Here is a 23,086-nt window from a genome sequence, read left to right on the forward strand (position 1 = left end):
ATTGCAAAAGAGGATTGGAGGCAAGGATATGAACAAAGAGCCGATGGAACATGGCATGAGCTTTGGAGTGTCGCCTGACCCAGAGGAAGGGAAGGAGACCCGGCAGGAAGAACATCCGCTTATTGAAGAAGCTCCTGTATTGGGGGAACAAGCGCCTGAAGATCAGCCGCTTGCAGAGGAACCCCCTGTTGCTTCAGCCCAGCCTCAGGAAGAAAAATTTGTGATCAACCTTCCTGACGAGGCTTGGGAGGAATTCGGTGACCCTGAACTGGACCAGGGTACATATGAAGAACCGCAGCCAGCCTTGGAGCCAGAACCCAAAAAGAAACGGAAACGGCCCAAACGAAAAGTGGTAAAGGAAAAAATTTCTCCGGTGCGTATGGTGATCAAAATCGTCATAGCGCTGATCGTTTTGGGGATCGCCGTTGCTGTTGCGACAGTAGGCGTACTGGTGATCAAAGACGTGATGGGCTTTAAAGACGGGGACGAAGTGATTGAGATCAGCATCGAGCCTGATGAAACGGTAACGGCCGTCGCCAATAAGATGGAGGAAGCCGGCGTGATTGACTCGGCATTCGTATTCCGTGCTTATGTCCGCTATGCTACCGATGGGATCCAGGTCAATTTTGGAAAGTATGCTCTGAAGCCTTCTATGTCTTATTCAGATATCATTAACACGCTTCAGGAATACTCTGACCAGAGTTCCGTTACAAAACGTATCACCATTAAAGAGGGAGCCACTGTGGAAGAGATCGCCCAGATCATGCAGGACAACGCAATCTGTACCAAAGAGGCGTTTATTGACGAAGTAAACAATGGTGAATTTAAAGCTAGCTTTGTACAGGCGTTAGACGAAACAAAAGACATGCGCCCATATCGTTTGGAAGGGTACCTGTTCCCGGATACAAACGATTATTATATCGGCTCTGACGCGCATGACGTTGTTTCTAAGATGCTGGTAAACTTTGATAAGCGGTTCACTTCGGATATGCGTCAGCTTGCCAAGCAAAAGGGGTATACGATCGATGAGATCATGACGATGGCTTCCATTGTTCAGGCGGAAGCTACCCCGGAAGAAATGGCGAATGTTGCAGGCGTATACTGGAACCGTTTGAACTCTCCTTCCAAATTCCCGAAGATGCAGTCAGACCCGACGACACTGTACGCGGAACATGTATTAAAACCGTTAAAAGTGTCCCAGGAGATTTTGGATGGGTACAACACCTACGCGACGGAAGGCCTGCCGACCGGGCCGATCAACAATCCGGGTGCAGAAGCAATCGAAGCGGTGCTGAATCCAAGCAATACTGACGCGTACTTCTTCCTGAGTACCAAGGATGGCTCCGAATTCTACTACGCAGAAACCTATGAAGAACACAAACAGAACATTAAAAAAGCGGGCTTAGATGAAAGCTTAGGATAACGGTCAAAAAAGGGGCGGCAGGAATACCGCCCCTTTCTACCGTCTTATTTGGAAATACATAAAGGAGGAGCGAAATGGAGATCGTCAAACCGGAAGTATTAGCGCCGGCGGGGGACTTTGAACGGCTGTGCAGTGCGGTACAGTACGGCGCGGACGCAGTATATCTGGGCGGAAAATCCTTTGGGATGCGGGCCGCCCCCGCCAATTTTGATGAAGATGAGTTAAAACAGGCTGTGGAGTATGCGCACGAGCATGGGGTAAAAGTTTACCTTACCTGCAATACTCTGCCAAGAAACGATGAGATCGAAGCGTTTCCGGGATATATCCGGTATGCTGCGCAGATCGGGGTAGATGCCTGTATTGCCAATGACATCGGGGTCTTTATGATGATCCGGGAACATGCCCCGGACATGGAGATCCATGTGTCCACACAGGCTGGCATCATGAACTATCAGACAGCCCGTGCATTTTATGACCTGGGCGCAAAACGGGTGGTGCTGGCAAGGGAATTATCCTTAAAAGAGATTGCCGAAATTCGGGAAAAAACACCGAAAGATCTGGAAATCGAGGTGTTTGTTCACGGGGCTATGTGCATGTCCGTATCCGGACGTTGTTTGATTTCCAATTATCTGGTCGACCGGGATGCGAACCGGGGAGAATGCGCGCAGCCTTGCCGTTGGGGGTATTACTTGGTGGAGGAAAAACGCCCGAACGATTATTATCCGGTTTTTGAGGACGAAAAAGGCTCTTATATTTTAAACGCAAAGGACCTGTGCATGATCGAGTATATTGACAAGCTTGTGGAAGCAGGGGTAACCAGTTTAAAGATCGAGGGGCGGGCAAAATCCGCTTATTATGTATCGGTGATCGCCAATGCCTATCGCTGCGCAGTAGACCAGTATTGGAACGACCCGCGTCATTTCAAGCTGGAGCCATGGCTTTCAGAGGAAGTCCGCAAGGTAAGCCACAGGCGTTATTCGACCGGATTTTATTTTGGAAAGCCGGACCAGTATTATGAAAACGGGGGCTATCTGCGGGAATTTGACGTGGTGGCCGTTGTAGACCGATGTGAGGGCGGCTGGTTATACGGCACCCAAAAAAACAAGTTTTCGGCTGGCGACGAGGTAGAGATTCTGGCCCCAAAACAAAAGCCGGTGGCTCTGACCATTGGGGAGATGCAGGATGAAGCAGGCGTTTCGATCAGCAGCGCCCCGCATCCGCATATGAGATTCAAATTAAAGACAGACCTTGTTTTCCCGGCAGGTTCTATGATCCGCAAGGGAAGAGAGCTTTAAGAGGTGAGAAAGATGAAGATTATCAAAAAACCGGTCGGGCTGCTGGCGGCAAACTGCTACCTTTTGGTTTCCGAACAGGAGAACGCCGCGGTGATCGACCCTGGCGGGGATGCAGACGTGATCATGGACCTGCTGCGGGAACACAAATTAAGCCTTGCGATGATTTTGCTGACGCACGGGCATTTTGATCATATTGGCGGCCTGTTCGGGCTTCACAATGCCTTTCCCGGCGTGCCTGTTTATATCCAGCAGGCTGACGGCGAGATGCTGACCGATCCCGTGAAAAATCTGAGCGCCGACTTAGGGATGCCTTATTCCCCGATACGGGATTTTATCCCCTTAGCCGATGGGGACACCTTGACGCTAGACGAACTGACGATCCGGCTGATGCATGTTCCGGGGCACTCTAAAGGCTCCAGCGTTTATTTAGTTGGGGAGGCGATGTTTAGCGGGGATACCCTGTTCCGCGGCAGTATTGGCCGGCACGACCTTTACGGCGGAGATTACCAGACCATTGTGCGTTCCTTGTCCCGTCTTGCCGCATTAGATGGAGATTACACGGTTTATCCGGGCCATGGTGAGGACACGACCTTGGGGTATGAACGCCGGACTAATCCGTATTTGGGAATGATGAGCTATGACGATTATCTGTAACCAGCACAAATTCCAGTATGAGGTGGAATGCGTCTGCAAGATGTTTTTCCCCTGTACCCGTTTCGGGCACGAATATGACAGCACGGATTTTGACCGGGACGATATCCTGATCACCCGGCAAAAGCAAGGAAATACACACACCTATCTGCTGGTGATCTTTAAATGGAACGGGAAACTGTACCGCGCCCATAAGGTCGTGGAAAACCAAAGAGCCCAAAAACAGCATTGCGAGGAACAGCTTTGTACGGCTTTGTACGAGGTTTTGACCAAAGCTACCGGGCTTCAAGTCCAATGGGGCATCATGACCGGCGTGCGGCCCGCGAAATATATGACCTATCTGATGAAACGGGGTAAAAGTATGCCGCAGATCCGGCGGGAGTTCCGGGATCGGTATCTGGTGTCTGACCAGAAGATCGACCTAGTGGAACGGACTGCAAAAAATCAATTTGAAATCATCGGCTCCTCCCGGGAAAATTCTTACAGCCTATATATTTCCATCCCGTTTTGCCCGTCCCGGTGCAACTACTGCTCGTTTGTGTCCAGTTCGATCGCGGGGGCAAAGGCGCGCAATTTGATACAGCCGTATGTAGAGCACCTTTGCAGAGAGCTTGCCTATATTGCTGAACAGGCGAAGGCACTGGGGCTGCGTTTAGAGAGCATTTATATTGGCGGGGGAACGCCGACCACCTTTTCCGCAGAACAGCTTAAACAGCTTACTGACGCAGTGCGGGAGTACTTTTTGTGCGATACGGTGCGGGAATACACCATTGAAGCGGGGCGAGCGGACACCATTACCGAAGAAAAATTACAGGTGATCCTGCGTTCCGGCGCAACACGGATCAGCATCAATCCCCAAACCTTTCACGATGAAGTTCTGCGGGGAATTGGGCGGAAACATACGGCGCAGCAGGTCATCGACTGTTACCGGCTTGCGAAAAAATTGGGTTTTACGGATATTAACATGGATCTGATCGCAGGGCTTCCGGGCGATACGCTGGAAAGCTTTCAGCGCACTATTGATACCGCGATCGGCCTAGACCCAACCAATATCACCGTTCATGCGTTGTCGGTGAAGCGGTCCTCCTCCCTTTATACGGTCAATGGTCTGGATGAAAGCCTGAAACAGGCGCAGACAGTGAAGATGGTGGACTATGCCTACCGTGCGCTCACCAAGCAGGGATATGAGCCTTATTATATGTACCGCCAAAAGAATACGTTGCAGAACTTGGAAAATGTGGGATACTGCAAGCAAGGGTATGAGGGGCTTTATAACATCTTTATTATGGAGGAGCTCCATACCATTTTGGCCGCTGGAGCAGGCGGGGTCAGCAAATTGATCCGCCCGGGCTGTGACAAGGTGCAGCGGATTTTTAATTTTAAATATCCGTTTGAATATTTAAAGGATTTTGATGAGATTCTAAAGAGGAAAGACGCTATTTCTGAATTTTATGGGCAAATTTTATAATATTCGTTGAATTTCTGAAGAAGATTGATTATAATATGATATAGAGTATCTCGAAAGGTGGTTTCGCCATGAATATGGACGATGTTTTTGAAAAAGCAAGGGTCGCTATGAATGCGGCGGCACAAAAAACAGAAGAAGTGGTAGCGGTTTCCAAATTGAAACTGGAAGCTGTGAAAGTAAATAATGAGATCAAAGGAATGTACGAAAAGCTGGGCCGGGAAGTTTACCGTGCCAAGGATCAAAAACCGCACGAGGATGTAGTTCATTCCCTGTGCGAAGAGATCGACGAGCTGCGTGCAAAGCTGGAAGCGTTAGACCGGGAAATGGCAGAACTGAAAAAGGTCGTGTCTTGTCCATCCTGCGGGCAGAAGAATCCAAAGGAAAACTATTATTGCATGAAATGCGGCGCGCAGCTAAAAGAAACGACTGGTTTTGACGCGGAGGTTGCAGGGGAAGAAGCCCAGCAGGAAACAGCGGAAAACGATTAGCTTAGAATAAAAAACGGTTGGATAGCACCCAACCGTTTTTTACATGACCAGTTTTTTGGATAGAAAAAGGGTTCTTGTCCAGCAAAAACAACAGGAAAGCTTATAAAAAACAAGTTGCAAATACAATCCATCAGCGATAAAATAGCAGATAGGGACAGAGAAAATGTTTGGAGGAATTGTGATGAAGACAATTTGCGGATTGGATTGCTGTGGTGCGTGTGACAGAAAAGAAGCTTGCGGTGGCTGCCTGAAAACAAACGGCCGCCCTTTTGGAGGGACATGCGTTGCCGCCGAATGGATGAAAAAAGGCGGAAAAGATGAGTTCCTGCGTTTAAAAAATAACCTGATCGACGAAATCAATTCTCTTGGTATCGAAAACTTACAAATCGCAGATCTGAATTTGCTCAACGGCTTTTATGTGAATTTAGAGTTTACGCTTCCAAGCGGACAGTCTGTAAAATTTTTGGAGGACAAGAATATATACTGGGGAAACCAAGTGGAAATACCTGAAAGCGACAGGTGCTATGGGCTTGTGGCTGACGACAGCTTTCTTTTGGTGTGCGAATATGGCTGCGGCGGGGCTGACCCGCAGATCGTCATGTTTCAGAGAAGACAAGCCGGCACAGAAATAAAAAAGCAAAACCTCGTCTGAGGTTTTGCTTTTTTATTTCTGATTTTTCAAAGTTTGTCTTTTTAGATGGGCTTTACACATAATTGCACACACGGGCGATCGCAATCTCAATAAACCCAAGGGCCTCCGCGCGGCTCAATTTTCCGTTCGCAGTTTGCAGGACCAGTTCAAAAAGCTCGTCTGTCAGCTTTGGCATGGAACCGGGCTGATAAATGACCGGGCTTGCATCGAAATCAAGATTGTCCCGCATGGTTTCAAAAGTCAATTTGTTCCCGGTGATTTTTAGGACAGGGGCAATGGGGTTACCAGTCGGGGTGCCCCGGCCGGTGGTAAACAGAACGATCTGCGCGCCGCCTGCGATCATGCCGGCCACGGAGGAAGGGTCGTTTCCGGGTGTATCCATGATAACCAGCCCTTTGTCATGAAGCTGTTGAGCATAGTCATATACTGCCACAATGGGGCGGTGGCCGCCCTTGTGGATGCATCCCAAGGATTTTTCTTCCAGCGTTGTGATTCCGCCGGCCATGTTGCCGGGAGACGGGTTTCCATGGCGCACCTCTTCGCCCACCATATGTAAAGCTTCTTCGTACCGGTGGACGATCTCAAAAATCCGTGACCGGACCATTTCATTGACAGCCCGGCGCGCAAGGATATGCTCGGCACCGATAAATTCGGTCGTTTCACTTAAAATAGAGGTGCCGCCCAAATCTACAATGAGGTCGCTTAAACACCCCACTAACGGATTCGCCGCTAGGCCGCTGGTGGGATCAGAGCCGCCGCATTCGGTTCCGATGATTAGCTCAGATACCGGAAAGGGCTGGCGCTGCTGCATACTGGCGGCTTCGGCCAGCTCGCTGGCATAGCGGACGGCCTGTTCCACTGCCTTTAAAGTACCGCCCGCCTGTTGGATCACCACCTGCCGGAACGGTTTATTGGTACGTTTTTGAATGGCTTCTGTCACCAGATCCATCTGGCAGTTTTCACACCCCAGAGAAATGATAACAGTACCGTAAATATTGGGATTGGCGGCAAAGCCCGCCATAATGTCCATGGTCCATTGCTGGTCCGCCCCTACCTGGGAACAGCCGTTTTGGTTGTGGAAGGTCACGGCTCCCTGTACCTGGCGGGCTACTAGGCTGGCGGTGTCGGAGGCGCAGATGCTCGCGGGCAAGATCAGGATATGGTTGCGGATCCCAACGCGGCCATCCGGGCGCGCAAATCCTAAGAATGTCTGCTTACTCACAGGCTTTCCTCCTTTTCCAGATTTTCACGCACACTTGCTACGTTATGTACATGGACGTGCTCTCCGGTTAAAATATCCCGGCTGGCTTCCCCGATATGTTCCCCGTATTTAATGATTTTAGAACCGCAAGGAATATCACAGACAGCAAATTTGTGGTAGATGGCAATGTCCTCGCGCACATTCACAGCGCGCTGTTTCCCATCTGGATAACAGAAAGACGCCCGCACTCCTGCCGGAATCGGTTCAATGGCTACGGCAACATTATCTTTTGCCTCAATGATAACAGCATTATCCATAAGTTTCAGATCCTTTCTTAAAAGGGCTATGGTTGCATTATAGCACAAGGGTCAAAAAAACGCCATGAATTTCATGGCGTTTTTTCTTATCTTTTTTTATTTAATATCGTAAGCAGGGGGCGGGCGACAAAGGTTGCGATCAAAGCTGCGACAACCGCCTCAATCACCCCGTTGAGTGCGATCACCCCGCCGATTACTGTGAGCAAGGTGTCAAAAGCGATCTCTTTTGCGGCAGCATACTGCTGTCCAAAGAAAATATAAATCCCAAACATCACCAAAATGGTGTTTACCATAGATCCGGCGATCCCAGAGATGACACAGGCGAGCACTTTTGTGCGGTCCCACTTTTGGATCCATTGAAACAGCAGTCCTGCCACAACGCCAATCAAAATACGCGGTACAAAACAGATGACCAAACTCCAGAAGTTTCCATGGGTATCGCCGAGCTGGTAAAACGGGGTAAATACAAAAGCTGTGATACCGCCGTTAATGGTGTTGGTCACCAGGCTGGTAAGACCGAATACGAATCCTAAAAAGGCACCCGCCTTTGGCCCCATTAAAATCGCCCCAATAATGACGGGGATATGGATCGTAGTGGCCCGAATGGTCGGTGTGATAGGGATATATCCCAAAAACGGGATCATCGCCATGACGACCATGATCGCGGTCAGCAGAGCTAGCTGGACCATCGTGATGGTTTTGGTGGATTGATTTGACATAAAAAAACCTCCTGCTGCTGCTCCGTATTCGGATGCAGTGCAAATTATTTGTTGGTATGGTTTTTCTGATAGATCCGGTAAAGCCCTTTCAACACAAGATAAGGGTCTTTTACGAAGCGTGTCTCGCAGTGGGGAACGATCACATCAGCATACTGTCCCGTAGCCAGAAAGCAGGGGGACTGCCCAAGCTGTATTTCGTATTTGCGGCACATCCCGTCAATCATTGCAGCCGTGCCGTAAACCAATCCAGACTGCATGGAGGAAACGGTGTTTGTCCCGATCACGGAAGCAGGGGCTTCCATGCTGATTTGGGGAAGCTGGGCAGCGCTTTGATGGAGCGCCTGCAAGCAAACGCCTACCCCGGCGGTGATCGCCGTCCCGCAGAAGACCCCGCGGGGATCGATCGCAGAAAAGGTCGTAGCGGTACCCATGGAAACAATTACGCAGGGCGCAGTGTATTCTGCAACGGCGCAGACAGCCGCGCAGACAAAATCAGCGCCCAAAGTCGCGGTACTGACCTTTAGGTTCAGCCCGGTCTTGACGCCTGCGCCGACAATGCCTGCTTCGATCCCCAGTAAAAGGGAAACCGCCTGTTTTAGTTTCTGGGTAAGCATCGGTACAACGCTGGCGATCATCGCGCCATCTATTTCAGAAAGCGGCGTGGCTTGCAGGGATAGGATCTGCTTTAAAGAGCCCGCATATTCATACTCAGTCGCGTTTGGCTGTGCGGCGATTGACGCAGCATAACAAAGCCTGTCGTCATCGAACACGCCAAAAGTAACGATCGTATTTTCTATGTAGATCGTCAGTACCATAACTTACACCTTTCCTGTTTAAAAAACTACCAACATCTTTTTTATTATAAACAATCCGCTGGGGATTATCAAGTATTTTCCTGCTTTTCAGCTCATATACATGCAAAAGGAAAAGGTGGGGATTTCGGTGAAGCAATGGATGAAAGAAAGCGTGGTTTTTGGCACGATATTGTCTTTTTTAAGCTTGGGGCTTTGGTTTTTCTATCCACAGCCGTTGACTGTCACTGGGAATTTTCCCACTTGGGCGGAGTTTGATGTTCCGCTCAAAGCAATGCAAAAAGCAGGGCAGGCGGATATTGATACCTATCAGCAAGAAAACCATGTGGATTGGATCGAGGCTTTGTCCTGTCTTGCAGTGCGGTATGGCGGGAATTGGGAACAGTATCAAGGAAAGGATCTGGACCGTGTGATCCAGTCGTTAAAAGACGGGGAAAAGCCGGAGGATCTGATCAGTGGGAACACCAAGGGATACGATTACTATCAAACGGTTTACAACGCCGTTTTAGGCGGCTTTATTGGGGAATATCAGATAGAAGAAGCAGAGGAGGACGGCGCTTCCTCTATTGTAACAAACTATGGGGTCAAAGTGTTTTCCCCCATTGCGGGTGGGTATGGATACAGCCATTATGATGATTTCGGCGCCGGGCGGAGCTATGGTTTTGCGCGCAACCATTTGGGCAACGATCTGCTGGGAAGTGTTGGAACGCCGATTATGGCGGTGGAAACGGGCACTATTGAGGCGATGGGCTGGAACGAATACGGCGGCTGGCGGATCGGGATACGGAGCATGGATAAAAAGCGGTACTATTATTATGCGCACCTGCAAAGCGGGCATCCGTATGTTTTTACGCTATCGGAAGGCGATACGGTGCAGGCCGGGGACGTGATCGGATACTTGGGGATGACCGGCTATTCTACCACAGAGGATACCAACGGGATGAAAAAACCGCATCTGCACTTTGGGATGCAGCTTGTTTTTGACGAATCCCAGAAGGAATCCGATCAGGAGATTTGGATCGATGTATATGAAATTGTAAAGTTTTTATCGAAGCACCGCAGTTATGCTCAAAAAGATGAAAAAACAGGGGATTATAAACGCTCTGCCGCTTTTTTTGACTTGAGTGTGGAAAGTGGCGCTGAAATATGGTATACTAATCATAACAAAAAAATTCCCTCTGAATGATCAGAGGGAATCCGCTTATTTCATCATATAGGACATGTTTTCCATGACGCTTCCGACGGTTTTTAACGCTTTGCCGGTGTTGCGGCGGATCGTTTTTGCGGCGGAGTTTGAGTGGCCTTTGTGGTTGATGACATAAGCCGCGGTACCGATCACCGCGCCTGCGGCAAGACCGGTGACCAAAGGATTGATTGATTTTTTCATGCTGCTACCTCCAAATTGAAATTACGGGAAATAACCCCGCAACTTTATTATTTGTGGCAAAAAATATTTTATTGCCATGAGATTTTGGCAAAATTTTTGTCAGTTAACGGAAACCAAAGAAAGAAGGGAAGGCTAACATGCTCAAACGCCCCGCGCGCGTCGCCGCGATCCATGATTTATCCGGTTTTGGCCGATGCTCTTTAACCGTGATCCTGCCGTTGCTGTCCGTGATGGGCGTTCAGGCAGTTCCGGTTCCAACGGCGGTGCTGTCCACCCATACGGGCGGCTTTCAGGACATTGCCGTAAGGGATCTAAGTGATTATATTGTACCCGCTTTAGAGCAATATAAAAAGGAAAAAATTGGTTTTGAATGCATCTATACCGGATTTTTGGCTTCGGAACAGCAGATCGACGATTGTATCCGTTTTATGGACGCTTATCCGGAGGCAATGGCTTTTGTTGACCCGGTGATGGGCGACCACGGAAAGATGTACCGCACCTATACGCCGCAGCTTTGCGCGCGGATGCGGGAGCTGGTGCGGCGTGCGAATATCATTACCCCCAACACCACCGAGATGAGCCTTTTGCTGAACGAACCATACTGCCCGGAGCCGCTAACCCATCAGGAATTTAAAACAAAATTGCTGAAACTAAGCGAGCTTGGGCCTTCTACCGTGATCGTGACCGGGGTGGAACTGGCGGATATGACGATCAACAATGTAGGGTATGACCGGGAGCACAACACCTTTTGGCGGGTCAAATGCAGTTATGTGCCGGTAAATTATCCGGGAACAGGGGACATTTTTGCGGGAATCGTTGTCGGCTCTATTCTAAAGGGGGACAGTCTTCCAATTGCCATGGAGCGGGCTACCCGTTTTCTGGAGCTTGCCATTAAGACAACGTTCAGCTACAGTACCGACCCGAGGTATGGCGTACTGTTGGAGCAGACTCTGCCGTGGCTGTGCAAGGAACAGGTTTTAGACCATTATGAGGTTTTATGATCGGAGATATTGCCATGGAACTGATTCAAATTACGCGGGAGAATCTGGCTTGTGAGCACATTTGCTGTGCGATCGCCAATGAAAAGGATCGTCAGGTCATGGCTAAAAAGGCGTGGCTGAAAGACCGTTTGGATGACGGGCTCGTTTTCTTAAAGGGCAATGTCCGTGGGAAATGTTTTATCGAATATCTTCCCGCCGAAGCGGCTTGGGCGCCGGTCAACGCGCCGGGATATTTTTATATCGACTGCCTTTGGGTGTCCGGGCAGTTCAAGGGGCATGGGTATTCCAGCCTGCTTTTGGAGGCATGCATCCGTGACGCAAAGGAAAAAGGGAGAAAAGGGCTGACGATCTTGTCCTCCCAAAAGAAGCAGGGATTTCTTGCGGATCCTAAATATCTGCGGCACAAGGGCTTTTTGCTTGCTGATACTGCCGCCCCGCATTTTGAGTTAATGTTTCTTCCGTTTGCAGAGGGAGAAGAAAAACCGTGTTTTCGGCCTCATGTGAAAGAGAAGCCGTGTGTTCCGCAGGAGGGGATCGTCCTGTACTACACCAGCCAGTGTCCTTTCACTGCAAAGTATGTGCCCTTATTGCAGGAAATAGCCGAAAGACACGGGATAGCGTTTGACGCGGTCCATTTGCTGACCAAGGAACAGGCGCAAAGCGCCCCCTGTCCGTTTACAACGTTTTCTCTGTTTTATCAAGGAAAGTTTATCACCCATGAAATTTTATCTGAGAAAAAGTTTGAGAAGCTTTTGGATTCTGTCGAAGAATAAATAAAAAGGAGCGGGAATAAAATTCCCGCTCCTTTTTATTTATTCTTCGATCGCTTCTTTAAGATGCTTGGCAAAAATTTCGCCGATCAGTTCCAAGTCACCCAAACCAGTTAAAATGGGAACAGCACAGACCCCGTTTTTTTCCAGCACAGATTTCCAGGAATCCGGGCCTTCACCGGCAAGATCATTTTTGGCATGATCCCCGGCCACGATCATAAACGGCATAAGATAGGCTGTTTTGACCTGCCGGGCATTCAACCGGGAAAGGATATATTCGACCCCCGGAAACCCCTCCACCGTGCCGACATAGATCCGCTCGTGCCCCAAGGCACGGAAGGTGTTTTCCAGTTGGCAATAAGCGGCGTTGGCAAAATGTTCGGTGCCGTGGCCCATCAGCACTAACGCTTCGTCCTCCCTTAAAATAGGAATACAGGAGCAGACTGCATTGACCGACTGGATATAATCCGTCTCAGATGATAAAAGAGGCTTGCTGATGACAAAATTTTGGAAAGCGGCGCGGTATTTGGAAAGCTCCCGCACCATTTTTTCATATTCAAAGCCTGGAATAACGTGCAGCGTTTGGCAGATCACCGTGTCATAACCCTGTTCTGCCAGCCGACTGATCATCTCCTCCGGGGTGGGGATAGATACCCCTTGTTCTTCTTTTAATTTTTTTATGATCGTTCGGGAGGTAAATGCCCGGAAACAATCCACCCCGGAAAGCTGTTTTTTTAAGCTGCTTTCCAGATGCCCGATCGCCGACAGTGCATCGGGATGCGAGGTGCCGAAGCTGATCATAATGCATGCTTGATGATTCATTATTTTAGTTCCTCTTGCCGGAAAAGACAAAAGCTATAACGTTTCTTTTGCCGGTCCCGGTTTCATTTTTACCACGCCGGAAGCCGGACATTCGCCCTTTAAGGGAATGCCTGCCCGGATCAGGATTTCTTTGATTTTTTCCTGTTCATCAGGAGTGGGCAGGTCGAACGGAGCAGCAGGCATAGGATTGATGTCCAAGACCAGAGATACCGCATATTTTACGACAGCGATAAATTGGACGGAAACATCGGACAATTCCATCAAAATACCGATCCTGCGCTGGCATTCATTTGCCAGGGAAAAATCGCATTTTTGAAAAGACGCGTAAAGCGTACTATAGAACATTGGCGCAAAATTAGATAGCGCGCCGATTACTCCATTTCCACCTGTCAAAAGGGTCATGAAAAAATATTCGTCACAACCCGAAAATACACAGAAATCAGGATTTTTCTCCTTGATATCCGAGATAAAGGAGCGGGTATGCGCGAATACACTCATGGTATCTTTAATTCCGCAAACATTAGGACATGCCTCCATGACCCGTTTTACCAGCGGGACCTGAATGTTAACGCCAGTGCGCTCCGGGAAATTATAAAATAATACCGGAATATCCGCAGCGTGTGCAACCGCACAGTAATAGTGGTACAAGGCATTTTCATCCAGCGTGACATAATAAGGGGAGATCACCAATACGGCGTCGGCTCCCGCTTGCTGCGTGTACTGGGTAAACCGGACGGCCTGTGCCAGTTCTGTGTGTCCTGTGCCGACCAAAACCGGAACACGATGCCGAACCGTTTTCACGACAAATGAAACAAAATCCTGACGTTCCTGTTCGCTGAATGCGAAGAACTCTCCGCAGGTACCTAAGATCAACAGGCCGTCGACGCCGTTTTCGATCAGGTACTCGATCAGCTTTTCATTAGCTGGATAGTCGATCTGCCGGTTTTCGTCCAGCAGGGTGACCATGGGTGGAACTACGCCTTGAAATTTCATGGCAATCTCTCCTTTAGATATTCAGTTATTCGGTGATACTTGGAATTTTCACATCCGGGTCAACATCCGCAGTATAATCGACACCGGAGATGCAAAATCCAAACATTTGGTAAAAATCTTCCCAGTAGCCGTTAATGTCAGCATCCTTTTCTAAGGTTTCATCGCTGATGGTACTCCATACTTTCATGACGGCCTCCTGTACCTGCGGCAGCATTTCCAGATCATCCAAACGGATCATCCCGTCCTCATCTGTTTCCACGCTGTCCTTTTGCAGCTTATCGTGGAAAAGGCGGTACATCTGTTCTATACAGCCCTCGTGGTTGCCCTGTTCTTTCATGATTTTATAAAGGAGCGTAATGTAAAGCGGCACGATCGGGATCGCTGCGCTGGACTGGGTGACCAGCGCCTTATTGACAGAGATGTATGCTTCGATCCCCAGTTCCCTGGAAATTTCCTGAGAAGTGTGGAACAGGTGATCTTTCGCTTTGCCGATGGAGCCGTCTTTATACATAGGGTGGGTCAATTCCGGCCCAATGTAGGAATACGCAAGCGTTACTGCGTCTTCTTCGATCGCATCGGCATCCTTGAGCGCTTGGATCCAGTCTTTCCAATCCTCGCCGCCCATGACTTTGATTGTATTTGTGATCTCTTCTTCGGTGGCGGGATCAATGGTAATATCAGACACCTTTCGGTTGGCAAGGTCGATCGTTTTATTGGTATAGCTGTTTCCCACTGTTTTTAGTACGGAAGAATAGGTCGTTCCGTCTTCTGTGGCGCGGCGGGGCGCCGCTAAGCTGTAAATGACCATATCTACCTTTCCAAGATCCTGCTTGATCAGGGAAATGGTCTTTTCTTTCACCTCTTTGGAGAATGCGTCACCGTTTAAGGTTTTTGCGTAAAGACCGTCGGCTTTTGCAAATTCTTCAAACGCCGCGGTGTTGTACCAGCCTGCGCTGGCTGTCCGCTTGCCGGAAGCCGGTTTGTCAAAAATAATGCCGATCGTCGCAGCGCGTCCGGAAAATGCCATGGAGATTCTGGAGGCAAGTCCATATCCGGTGCTGGAGCCAATGACCAGTACCTTTTTAGCGCTGTTGATTTCTGGCTGGGACGTTACATATTCGATTTGGCGCCTTACATTTTCACGGCACCCTGCTGGATGCGCGGTGGTGCAGATAAAGCCCCTTGTTTTTGGTTCTATGATCATTGTGTGATTACCATCCTTTTCTATTCGATACACAGTTATTATAGCAGATAGATGTGCCATCCGCAATATGAAAAGAAAAAAGCAAGCAGGTTATCGCTTGCTTTTTTCTTCTTTTAGCATTTCGTGGATGGTACGCCGGGCCTGCGAGATGGTGGAGGCCGCAGGGGATACCGAAAGATGGTCTTTCTGGGACAGGATCTCCATTAGGTGGGAAATACGCGGCAGGCGCAGATGGTGTTGGCGCAGGATTTCCTTTTGGGCAAAGATCTCTTTGGGTGTTCCGCTCAGAATGACCCGGCCGTGATCCAGTACATAGGCATAGTCGCAGTAAAGCGGGACCAGATCGATATCATGCGTTGCAATGAGGAAAGTGACCCGATTTTCCTCTTTGATCTTCTGCATCAGGTTTAAAATTTCACTGACGCCCGACGGGTCCAGCCCAGCGGTCGGTTCATCCAAAATAATGACTTCCGGGTCCATGACCAGCACCCCGGCGATCGCCACCCGCTTTTTTTGTCCAAAGCTGAGCGCATGCGTTGGGGCATGGAGATATTCTTCGATCCCGGTCTGCTTTACCGCCAGTGACACCCTGCGCTTGACTTCATCTTCCGGAAGCTTCAGGTTGTATGCCCCATAGGAAACGTCTTTTAAAACGCTGGCGGAAAAAAGCTGGTCGTTCGGGTCCTGAAATACGATCCCTACCTTGCGGCGGAGCGCAGCGATTCCTTTTTTATGATAGTCGACCGGCTCTCCTCGGAACAGGACGGTGCCCTCGTCCGGGGTCAGTACACCGTTCAGATTCAAAAAGTAGGTGGATTTTCCGGCGCCGTTCCCCCCTAAAAAGGCGGTGATGCTTCCCTCGGGGATCGCCGTATCCAAGTGGTCCAAAGCAAGCTTTTCCCCTTGATAGGAATAGCATAATCCGCGCGTTTCGATTAGATTCATAAGACACTCCTTTCCAGAAAAAAGATGCCTAAGGCTGCTGCGGCAGTCAGGAAAGTCGCACCGTACCATCCCTTGCCGGGCTGGTATTCCTCCTGCAGGGCTTCTAAGCTTCCCTGATAGCCGCGCGATTCCAGTGCTGAATAGATCCGGTCACAGCGCTGGTAAGCCCGGAAAAACAAGGTGCCTACCAATGTGCCGAAAGAGGCGATGGAATGGCGGATCCCCTGGTAGCCCAAGCGGGCGTTTTGCGCTGTTTTCATGGTGGCAGCTTCCTCCCATAAAACAAAGATATAACGATATATCAATTCCATCAGGGAAACGACTACCTCCGGCAGCGGGCTCTTGCGGAATAAGGCAAACAGGCCGGTCATCGGTGTGTTAAATGAGAGAAAATACATGCAGCCCACAGCGCCTAAGGCGGTGGCGCAAAGCCGGAGCCCTTCCAGAAACGACTGGGCGCTGATGCCGACCTGCGACCCGCCAATAGGAATGCCGGCCAGCAGTTTTTCCCCGGCTGGATAGACGCTGATGAAAATAGTCAGCGTCCCGACCAGCAGAAAGCCCAGAGGGATAGATAAAAAGTGCAGGTAACGCCGCAGGGAAAGCCGTGCAAAAAACAAGGTGGCCCCTGCCGTGACCAGCAGTACAAGTGCTCCGACCAAGATGCTTCGGCAGCCGATACAAACGCAAAGGAGTACCAGCGAAAAGCACAGCTTCGCCTTGGGGTCTATCCATGCAAGCTTAGAATGATATGCAATCGAGTCAATTTGATTCATGCTGTTTTTCGGTGCTTTTGCCGCCTTTTTTGGAGGTAACCCTGCCCAAAACAAATCCTACGACGCCCGCGCCGATCGCCGCCTGTAGGGCAAACAGCAGGGATTCGATCTCACCGCTTGCTGGTTCCAGCAGGGATTCCGCCCATGGCTGGTAGTCCGGGTCGATCTCCGTGATCGCTTCTTCCGCTTGGCCGTCAGCGCCGCCAAATTCGGCATTGGGCAGCAAAATAAGCGGGACTGTGGCGATCACCAGCACCGCCAAGATCAGCAGAAGATTTTTCTTCCATAATTTCATGATCGTTCATCCTTTCCGATTATTATAAAGCATGCAGGGTTTCCAGCTCTTTGTGGTTGTATTTGACCAAGACGTTGTAAACCACGACTGTCAACAGTCCTTCACAGATTGCTAAAGGGATCTGTGTAACCGCAAAGATCCCGGCAAATTTCGCAAGGGAAGCAAGGAAGCCGCCGGTTGCGTCCGGATGCGCCATGGCAAGCTGAACAGAGGTAACTACATAGGTAAACAGGTCGCCCAATGCCGCGGCAAGAAATACTGCGACAGCGGAGGACGCGCCCAGCTTTTTGCTGAGTTTGAATATACCGAATGAAACCAAGGGGCCTGCTACCGCCATGGAAAAAGTGTTTGCCCCAAGGGTGCTTAAACCGCCGTGCGCCAGCAATAAGGCCTGAAACAGCAAAATGATCACCCCGATCACGGACATGGCGGACGGCCCGAACAGCACCGCGCCCAAGCCGACGCCCGTGGGGTGAGAACAGCTGCCGCTGACCGACGGGATTTTTAGCGCGGAAAGGACAAACGCAAACGCGCCGCACATTGCCAGCAGGATCAAGTTTTTGGAAGACTGCTTGACTGATTTGGAGATCGAGAAAAATCCCCATACCAAAAACGGTATACAGACCGCGCCCCATGCAATGGCCCAGCCCGGCTGCAAATAGCCTTCCATGATATGCATTGCCGAAACCTGAGGCGTAAAAAATACTGCCGCGCACAATACGACAGAGGCAGAAAGCACAAGCTTTTGCCATGTAGTTGTTTTCATCATTGTAAAACAACCCCTTTCTTATCAATTTGTTGTGCATGCGAAAAAATAAAACCCCAAGGAGTATTCCTCAGGGTTTTCTGCATTACAAAATATTGTCAAAATCCTGCGATCTTGACAGTTTCCATGCAGACTATACCCTTCATACACTGTGAAGTTACAGCCATCCGCTGTGCGGAAAATAACGGCAGATATCCCGACTTAGGCTTCTTTGTCCGCTTTCGCCTTCCCAGCTTATCGCCAGTGGCTGGCAGGAGCATGCTCCCGCCGGAAAGCTTCCTCAGCCATTACGGTAGCAGGACTGTCCAGGATTTGCACCTGAGTTCCCTTTTAAGAAATGCAGAGTTATCATCCGCATTTCACCGTTATTCAACTGATTGATAATTTTAGTTTCATTCTTTCGCATTTTCAGTGTAGCATGACAAGGCCTTCCTGTCAATCAGGATTTTGAAACGGATTCCTTGACAGTGGACAGCGGATAAGCTACAATAAGGTTGGATAAATGAGGGGCAGTATCCGGGGAAGTCAGGTGGGAATCCTGCGCAAGTCCGTTACTGTGTCTGCTTTTTGCAGTAAGCCAGATCGCCGGGCCGCTCATTTCACAGCTTTGCGGTCACCAAAGCTTGTGGAGCAGGAAAGAACGGGCGGATTCTGCCTGTCTGTCAGATTCGATTCAGACTCCATTCGGTGATTTTCATTGAATGGAGTTTTTTTAGAGGTTTATCATGGAACTTTATCTTGACCCAATGCATCCCGGCTTGCGCTATGGTTATACCACCGGGACCTGTGCGGCGCTTGCGGCAAAAGCGGCGGCGCAGGCGTTGCTTTCCGGGAAGATTCCGGATTCGGTCAGCGTCCGCACGCCAAAAGGGATCACGGTCTGTGTGCCGGTAGAGAAGGGAACACTGCAAAACGGTGCGGCAGTCTGCGCGGTCCGAAAAGACAGCGGCGACGATCCGGATATTACCAACGGGGTGCTGGTATACGCAGAAGTAAAACAGGCTCCCGGCGAAGAAGTGCGGGTCGACGGCGGCATTGGCGTTGGCCGTGTGACAAAAAAGGGGCTTGCCTGTCCGGTAGGGGAGGCCGCTATCAATCCCGGCCCGCGGGAGCAGATCCGCCATGCCGTGTTAGCGGCAGCCGAGGAACTTGAGAGTGTCGGCGGGTTTGAGGTGGTGATCTCTATCCCTGAGGGAGAACGTCTTGCGAAGAGAACCTTTAATCCCCGCCTTGGGATCGAGGGCGGCCTTTCTATTTTAGGGACAAGCGGTATTGTGGAACCGATGAGCGACGCGGCGCTGCTGGAATCGATACGGTTGGAGATCAAGGTGCTTCACGCAGCCGGAAACGAACGCCTGTTGATCACTCCGGGGAATTATGGGGAAACCTTTGTGAAACAGCAGATGGGGTTGTTTGACGCTCCCATGGCGCAGTGCAGTAACTTTATCGGTGACACACTGGATATTTTACACCGGGAAGGGATCAAAGGGATTCTATTAGTTGGGCATATTGGAAAGCTTATCAAGGTGGCCGGCGGTATGATGAACACCCACTCCAAATACGGGGACTGCCGCATGGAGATTCTCTGCGCATATGCGGCGCTTTTTGGCGTGCCGCAGGGAAGCCTGCGAAGAATGATGGAAAGCGTCACTACGGAGGCGGCGTTGGACGTATTGAAGGAAACCGATAAGTTGGAGCCGGTGATGGATGCGGTGACCCAAAAGATAGCACAGGAGGTAAAACGCCGCGCCCCCGAGCTGCCGGCGGAACTGGTTTTATTTTCCCAGACTCACGGGACAGTAGGGAAAACGGCTGGCGCGGATAGAATGATCGCTTTGTTTCGTGAATTACGAGAAGAGAGGTAAAAGATGATAAAAGGTAAATTATATGGAATCGGAGTAGGTCCGGGAGACCCGGAGCTGATGACATTAAAGGCTGTGCGCATCATCACTGAATGCGATATGGCCGCAGGCCCTTTGGCCAACGGTGAAAACCAAACTGCTTTTGAAATCGCCACAAAGGCTGTGCCGGAACTGGAAGAGAAGCCGTTTTTATCCGTTCCCATGCCGATGACGAGGGATTTGGAAGAAGCGAATAAAAACCGTGACCGCGCGGCAAAAATGATCATAGAAGAATTATCAAAAGGCAAGGATATCGCTTTTTTAACGCTAGGGGACCCTACGGTTTATTCTACCTACCTGTATCTTCACCAACGGGTAAGAAAGGCAGGATATGACTCGCAGATCATTCCGGGAGTTCCTTCCTTTTGCGCTGCGGCCGCCGCACTGGAAACCAGCTTAGTGGAGGGGAAGGAGCCGCTGGTGATCGTACCGGGGTCTTATGAATGTACGGAAGAGATGCTGTCCGTTCCCGGCAATAAGGTGCTGATGAAGACCGGGCGGGCTTTCGAAGAGGTAAAAGGCTTATTAAAAAAACATGGGCTGTTTGATCAGACCCAGATGGCGGAACAGTGCGGCATGGAGGGTGAACGCGTGTATCACACGCTGGATGAAGCGCCGCAGAATCCGCATTATTTTTCCGTTTTACTGGTAAAACCGGGACAGGAGGAAGCGTAATGGTTTATTTTGTTGGAGCTGGGTGTGGCGCACCGGATCTGATCACTGTGCGCGGCCAGCGATTGCTTTCTCAGGCGGATGTCATCATTTATGCCGGGTCGTTAGTGAACCCGCAGCTTTTGCAGGAAGCAAAGGATGGCTGTCAAATCTATAACAGCGCTTCCATGACGCTGGAAGAGGTTTTTTCCGTGATGAAACAGGCGGAGCTGGACGGGAAAACGACGGTACGGCTTCATACCGGGGATCCTTGCTTATATGGGGCGATTCGGGAGCAGATGGACCTGCTTGAGAGGGAGAGCATCAGCTATGATGTGGTGCCCGGCGTCAGTTCTTTCTGTGGGGCCGCCGCCGCGCTTCGGGCGGAATACACTCTGCCGGATGTGTCGCAGACGGTGATCATCAGCCGGATGACAGGCAGAACCCCGGTGCCGGAGCGGGAATCTATTGCCCGTTTGGCGGAGCACCAGTCCACCATGGTGCTGTTTTTAAGCGCAGGATTGCTTTCAGAGCTAAGCCGGGAGCTGATTGCAGGCGGCTATCCCAAGGATACGCCTGCCGCGATCGTTTACAAGGCAAGCTGGGAGGACGAAAAGGTGTGCCGGTGTACGGTGGAGACCTTGGCGCAAACAGCACAGGAACAGGGGATCACAAAAACTGCGCTTATCACCGTGGGGCGTTTTTTGGAGGGCGGTTACTCCCGCTCCAAACTGTACGACCCGCAGTTTACCCATGAGTTCCGGAAGGGATAGGAGCCGTGAAGCTGGCAGGAATTGGTTTTACTGAAACAGGAAAGGGCTTGCTGGAGCGGTTTTCGGACCTGTTTGGCAAAGATTTGGACAGGTATGAGATCAACGGCGTTCGGCAGGATATCAAAACGGTAACAGGGCTATCAGAATTTGCCCGGATTGGATTTGAAAAATATGACGGGCTGATCTTTGTGGGCGCCTGCGGGATCGCAGTGCGGGCGATCGCCCCCTTTTTGCAGAGCAAAACCGTTGATCCTGCAGTTTTAGTGATTGACGAACAGGGAAGGTTTGTGATCCCGGTGGCGTCGGGGCACCTTGGCGGCGCGAACCGGCTGGCAGAGCAGACCGCCTGTTTTCTGGGCGGGACTGCGGTGATCACCACCGCGACGGACATCAACCGGGTATTTGCAGTGGACAGCTGGGCAAAGGAACAACATCTTTGGATTCGGACGCCGGAACAGATCAAAACAGTTTCTGCCGCCCTGCTGCGGGGGGAAGCGGTGGGCTTTGTATCCGAATATCCGTGGTGCGGAGCGCTTCCGCCGGGGGTTCGGGAAACGGAAAAAGCGCAGGTGGGGCTCTGTATCAGCGCACAGCAAAAGTTCCCCTTTGCGAACACGCTGCTGCTGACGCCTAGACCCTATGTGCTGGGGATCGGATGCCGTAAGGGGATTTCCCGGGAAATTTTGGAAGAACAGATTGCAAAGGCTCTTTTCCATGCAGACATAGAACGGGAAATGCTTCGGGCAGTCTGCTCGGTCGACCGAAAGCAGGACGAACCGGCCTTGGTGAGTTGGTGCAGGGAGCATAGACTGCCGTTTCTCTGTTATTCCGCACGGGAGCTTTCCGAAGTGGAGGGGGAATTTTCCTCGTCGGATTTCGTAAAGCGGACTGTAGGAACGGAAAATGTCTGCGAACGCGCGGCGGTGCTGGGAAGCGGAGGAAAACTGATCCTTCCTAAGTTTTCCGGGCAGGGCGTAACGGTGGCGGCCGCGGAATGTGAAGTGAAAATAAAATTTTGAAAAGGATAGGACGGATGGGAAAATTATCGGTGATCGGGCTGGGCCCCGGCGGGGTATCTGGGATGACACGGCAGGCTTTTGAGGCATTGCAAGGCTGTGAGCTTGTTGTCGGATACCCGGTTTATCTGGATTTGATCCGGGAAGACTTCCCGGAAAAAGAATATTTCAGCACTCCGATGAAACAGGAGATAGAACGCTGCCGGAAAGCGGTCGAAGAGGCGCTTGCGGGAAAACAGGTAGCGCTCTTGTGCAGCGGGGACGCCGGGGTCTACGGGATGGCAGGCCCGGTTTTAGAACTTTCAGAAGAATATCCGCCGGTGGAGATCGAGGTGATCTCCGGGGTGACTGCGGCGTGCGCAGGGGCGGCCGTATTAGGCGGAGCTTTGATGCATGACTTCGCGGTTATCAGCTTAAGCGATCTGCTCACTCCCTGGGATTTGATTGAAAAGAGGCTTTCCTTGGCGGCACAGGGAGATTTTTGCATTGCCCTTTATAATCCATCCAGCCGCAAGCGAAAGGATCATTTGAAAAGGGCATGTGATATTCTGTTACGGACCCGTGAGCCGGAAACCGTTTGTGGGATCGTCCGGCAGATCGGACGGGAAGAGCAGGAGAAGCGGATCTTGCCATTAAAGGATTTACGGGATACAGAGGTAGATATGTTTACCACTGTATTTATTGGAAATTCCCAAACGAAACAAGTTGGGGAATGGATGGTAACGCCACGCGGCTACCATCTTGGAAAGGGCTGATGGGG

At 50.6% G+C, this 23,086-nt stretch carries 26 protein-coding genes and 1 riboswitch; of the genes, 14 read left to right on the forward strand and 12 right to left on the reverse strand.

Annotation, left to right across the window (positions count from 1 at the left end; all coding sequences use genetic code 11):
* Positions 1 to 28: 28 nt before the first annotated feature.
* The 6 genes from mltG (at position 29) to CIB36_RS12920 (ending at position 5,977) form a co-directional block, all read left to right on the forward strand.
* Complete coding sequence (gene mltG, locus CIB36_RS12895; protein WP_093989923.1) at positions 29 to 1,423, forward strand: endolytic transglycosylase MltG; 1,395 nt, start codon at positions 29 to 31, stop codon at positions 1,421 to 1,423.
* Positions 1,424 to 1,497: 74 nt separating this feature from the next.
* Positions 1,498 to 2,718 (forward strand): peptidase U32 family protein, encoded by a 1,221-nt coding sequence (locus CIB36_RS12900; protein WP_093989924.1) that lies wholly within the window; start codon positions 1,498 to 1,500, stop codon positions 2,716 to 2,718.
* A gap of 12 nt (positions 2,719 to 2,730) precedes the next feature.
* Positions 2,731 to 3,372, forward strand: coding sequence for an MBL fold metallo-hydrolase (locus tag CIB36_RS12905; RefSeq protein ID WP_093989925.1), 642 nt, complete (start codon positions 2,731 to 2,733; stop codon positions 3,370 to 3,372).
* On the forward strand, positions 3,356 to 4,837 hold the full coding sequence (hemZ, locus tag CIB36_RS12910) for a coproporphyrinogen dehydrogenase HemZ (RefSeq protein ID WP_093989926.1): 1,482 nt from the start codon (positions 3,356 to 3,358) through the stop codon (positions 4,835 to 4,837). The genes CIB36_RS12905 and hemZ overlap by 17 nt, the downstream gene beginning before the upstream one ends.
* A gap of 68 nt (positions 4,838 to 4,905) precedes the next feature.
* Positions 4,906 to 5,325 carry a zinc-ribbon domain-containing protein gene (locus tag CIB36_RS12915; protein WP_093989927.1) on the forward strand — a complete coding sequence of 140 codons (420 nt, stop codon included), beginning with the start codon at positions 4,906 to 4,908 and terminating at the stop codon, positions 5,323 to 5,325.
* Between the two features lie 181 nt (positions 5,326 to 5,506).
* On the forward strand, positions 5,507 to 5,977 hold the full coding sequence (locus tag CIB36_RS12920) for a hypothetical protein (protein WP_093989928.1): 471 nt from the start codon (positions 5,507 to 5,509) through the stop codon (positions 5,975 to 5,977).
* 52 nt (positions 5,978 to 6,029) lie between these two features.
* Here the strand turns inward: CIB36_RS12920 and CIB36_RS12925 are convergent, their stop codons facing one another.
* The 4 genes from CIB36_RS12925 to CIB36_RS12940 all read right to left on the reverse strand — a co-directional run bounded on the left by CIB36_RS12925 (position 6,030) and on the right by CIB36_RS12940 (position 9,029).
* Positions 6,030 to 7,199 carry a UxaA family hydrolase gene (locus CIB36_RS12925; protein ID WP_093989929.1) on the reverse strand — a complete coding sequence of 390 codons (1,170 nt, stop codon included), beginning with the start codon at positions 7,197 to 7,199 and terminating at the stop codon, positions 6,030 to 6,032.
* Complete coding sequence (locus CIB36_RS12930) at positions 7,196 to 7,495, reverse strand: UxaA family hydrolase (RefSeq protein WP_093989930.1); 300 nt, start codon at positions 7,493 to 7,495, stop codon at positions 7,196 to 7,198. Before CIB36_RS12930 ends, CIB36_RS12925 begins: the two co-directional genes overlap by 4 nt.
* 86 nt (positions 7,496 to 7,581) lie before the next feature.
* Positions 7,582 to 8,214, reverse strand: a complete 633-nt coding sequence (locus tag CIB36_RS12935) for an ECF transporter S component (protein ID WP_093989931.1) — start codon at positions 8,212 to 8,214, stop codon at positions 7,582 to 7,584.
* Between the two features lie 44 nt (positions 8,215 to 8,258).
* Complete coding sequence (locus CIB36_RS12940; protein ID WP_093989932.1) at positions 8,259 to 9,029, reverse strand: type III pantothenate kinase; 771 nt, start codon at positions 9,027 to 9,029, stop codon at positions 8,259 to 8,261.
* Positions 9,030 to 9,156: 127 nt separating this feature from the next.
* Here CIB36_RS12940 and CIB36_RS12945 point away from each other — a divergent pair, with 127 nt between their 5' ends.
* Entirely contained in the window at positions 9,157 to 10,212 is a 1,056-nt protein-coding gene (locus tag CIB36_RS12945; protein ID WP_158662710.1) for a M23 family metallopeptidase, read from the forward strand.
* A 15-nt stretch (positions 10,213 to 10,227) separates the two neighbouring features.
* Here CIB36_RS12945 and CIB36_RS12950 read toward each other — a convergent pair whose 3' ends face one another.
* On the reverse strand, positions 10,228 to 10,413 hold the full coding sequence (locus tag CIB36_RS12950; protein ID WP_093989934.1) for a hypothetical protein: 186 nt from the start codon (positions 10,411 to 10,413) through the stop codon (positions 10,228 to 10,230).
* A gap of 137 nt (positions 10,414 to 10,550) precedes the next feature.
* Between CIB36_RS12950 and CIB36_RS12955 the strand changes: the two genes are divergently transcribed.
* The gene (locus CIB36_RS12955; protein ID WP_093989935.1) at positions 10,551 to 11,414 is read left to right on the forward strand and encodes a pyridoxamine kinase; all 864 of its coding nucleotides are present in this window, start codon (positions 10,551 to 10,553) and stop codon (positions 11,412 to 11,414) included.
* Positions 11,415 to 11,428: 14 nt separating this feature from the next.
* The gene (locus CIB36_RS12960) at positions 11,429 to 12,187 is read left to right on the forward strand and encodes an N-acetyltransferase (protein ID WP_093990042.1); all 759 of its coding nucleotides are present in this window, start codon (positions 11,429 to 11,431) and stop codon (positions 12,185 to 12,187) included.
* A 39-nt stretch (positions 12,188 to 12,226) separates the two neighbouring features.
* On the opposite strand, the gene CIB36_RS12965 is transcribed toward CIB36_RS12960, so the two are convergent.
* The 7 genes from CIB36_RS12965 to CIB36_RS12995 all read right to left on the reverse strand — a co-directional run bounded on the left by CIB36_RS12965 (position 12,227) and on the right by CIB36_RS12995 (position 17,988).
* Positions 12,227 to 13,006, reverse strand: a complete 780-nt coding sequence (locus CIB36_RS12965) for a sirohydrochlorin cobaltochelatase (RefSeq protein WP_093989936.1) — start codon at positions 13,004 to 13,006, stop codon at positions 12,227 to 12,229.
* A gap of 33 nt (positions 13,007 to 13,039) precedes the next feature.
* Positions 13,040 to 13,999 (reverse strand): dihydrodipicolinate synthase family protein, encoded by a 960-nt coding sequence (locus CIB36_RS12970; protein WP_093989937.1) that lies wholly within the window; start codon positions 13,997 to 13,999, stop codon positions 13,040 to 13,042.
* Between the two features lie 25 nt (positions 14,000 to 14,024).
* Positions 14,025 to 15,203, reverse strand: a complete 1,179-nt coding sequence (gene fabV / locus CIB36_RS12975; RefSeq protein ID WP_093989938.1) for an enoyl-ACP reductase FabV — start codon at positions 15,201 to 15,203, stop codon at positions 14,025 to 14,027.
* Between the two features lie 90 nt (positions 15,204 to 15,293).
* Positions 15,294 to 16,148 (reverse strand): ATP-binding cassette domain-containing protein, encoded by an 855-nt coding sequence (locus CIB36_RS12980; RefSeq protein ID WP_093989939.1) that lies wholly within the window; start codon positions 16,146 to 16,148, stop codon positions 15,294 to 15,296.
* Positions 16,145 to 16,924, reverse strand: a complete 780-nt coding sequence (gene cbiQ / locus CIB36_RS12985) for a cobalt ECF transporter T component CbiQ (RefSeq protein ID WP_093989940.1) — start codon at positions 16,922 to 16,924, stop codon at positions 16,145 to 16,147. The genes CIB36_RS12980 and cbiQ overlap by 4 nt, the downstream gene beginning before the upstream one ends.
* On the reverse strand, positions 16,911 to 17,219 hold the full coding sequence (locus tag CIB36_RS12990) for an energy-coupling factor ABC transporter substrate-binding protein (protein WP_093989941.1): 309 nt from the start codon (positions 17,217 to 17,219) through the stop codon (positions 16,911 to 16,913). Before CIB36_RS12990 ends, cbiQ begins: the two co-directional genes overlap by 14 nt.
* Before the next feature lie 22 nt (positions 17,220 to 17,241).
* The gene (locus CIB36_RS12995; RefSeq protein WP_407657480.1) at positions 17,242 to 17,988 is read right to left on the reverse strand and encodes an energy-coupling factor ABC transporter permease; all 747 of its coding nucleotides are present in this window, start codon (positions 17,986 to 17,988) and stop codon (positions 17,242 to 17,244) included.
* 166 nt (positions 17,989 to 18,154) lie between these two features.
* A riboswitch (cobalamin riboswitch) is annotated at positions 18,155 to 18,367 on the reverse strand.
* Between the two features lie 343 nt (positions 18,368 to 18,710).
* Between CIB36_RS12995 and cbiD the strand changes: the two genes are divergently transcribed.
* From cbiD to cobJ, 5 genes are read left to right on the forward strand one after another with little or no spacing between them, the layout of a single operon-like run.
* Positions 18,711 to 19,850, forward strand: a complete 1,140-nt coding sequence (gene cbiD, locus CIB36_RS13000; protein WP_093989942.1) for a cobalt-precorrin-5B (C(1))-methyltransferase CbiD — start codon at positions 18,711 to 18,713, stop codon at positions 19,848 to 19,850.
* A gap of 3 nt (positions 19,851 to 19,853) precedes the next feature.
* The gene (gene cobI / locus CIB36_RS13005; RefSeq protein ID WP_093989943.1) at positions 19,854 to 20,561 is read left to right on the forward strand and encodes a precorrin-2 C(20)-methyltransferase; all 708 of its coding nucleotides are present in this window, start codon (positions 19,854 to 19,856) and stop codon (positions 20,559 to 20,561) included.
* Positions 20,561 to 21,310, forward strand: a complete 750-nt coding sequence (gene cobM / locus CIB36_RS13010; protein WP_093989944.1) for a precorrin-4 C(11)-methyltransferase — start codon at positions 20,561 to 20,563, stop codon at positions 21,308 to 21,310. The genes cobI and cobM overlap by 1 nt, the downstream gene beginning before the upstream one ends.
* A gap of 5 nt (positions 21,311 to 21,315) precedes the next feature.
* Positions 21,316 to 22,329, forward strand: a complete 1,014-nt coding sequence (locus CIB36_RS13015) for a cobalt-precorrin 5A hydrolase (protein ID WP_093989945.1) — start codon at positions 21,316 to 21,318, stop codon at positions 22,327 to 22,329.
* A gap of 14 nt (positions 22,330 to 22,343) precedes the next feature.
* On the forward strand, positions 22,344 to 23,081 hold the full coding sequence (gene cobJ, locus CIB36_RS13020; protein WP_093989946.1) for a precorrin-3B C(17)-methyltransferase: 738 nt from the start codon (positions 22,344 to 22,346) through the stop codon (positions 23,079 to 23,081).
* Positions 23,082 to 23,086 lie beyond the last annotated feature (5 nt).

It is taken from the genome of Massiliimalia timonensis (assembly GCF_900186585.1).
Lineage (GTDB): Bacteria > Bacillota > Clostridia > Oscillospirales > Ruminococcaceae > Massiliimalia > Massiliimalia timonensis.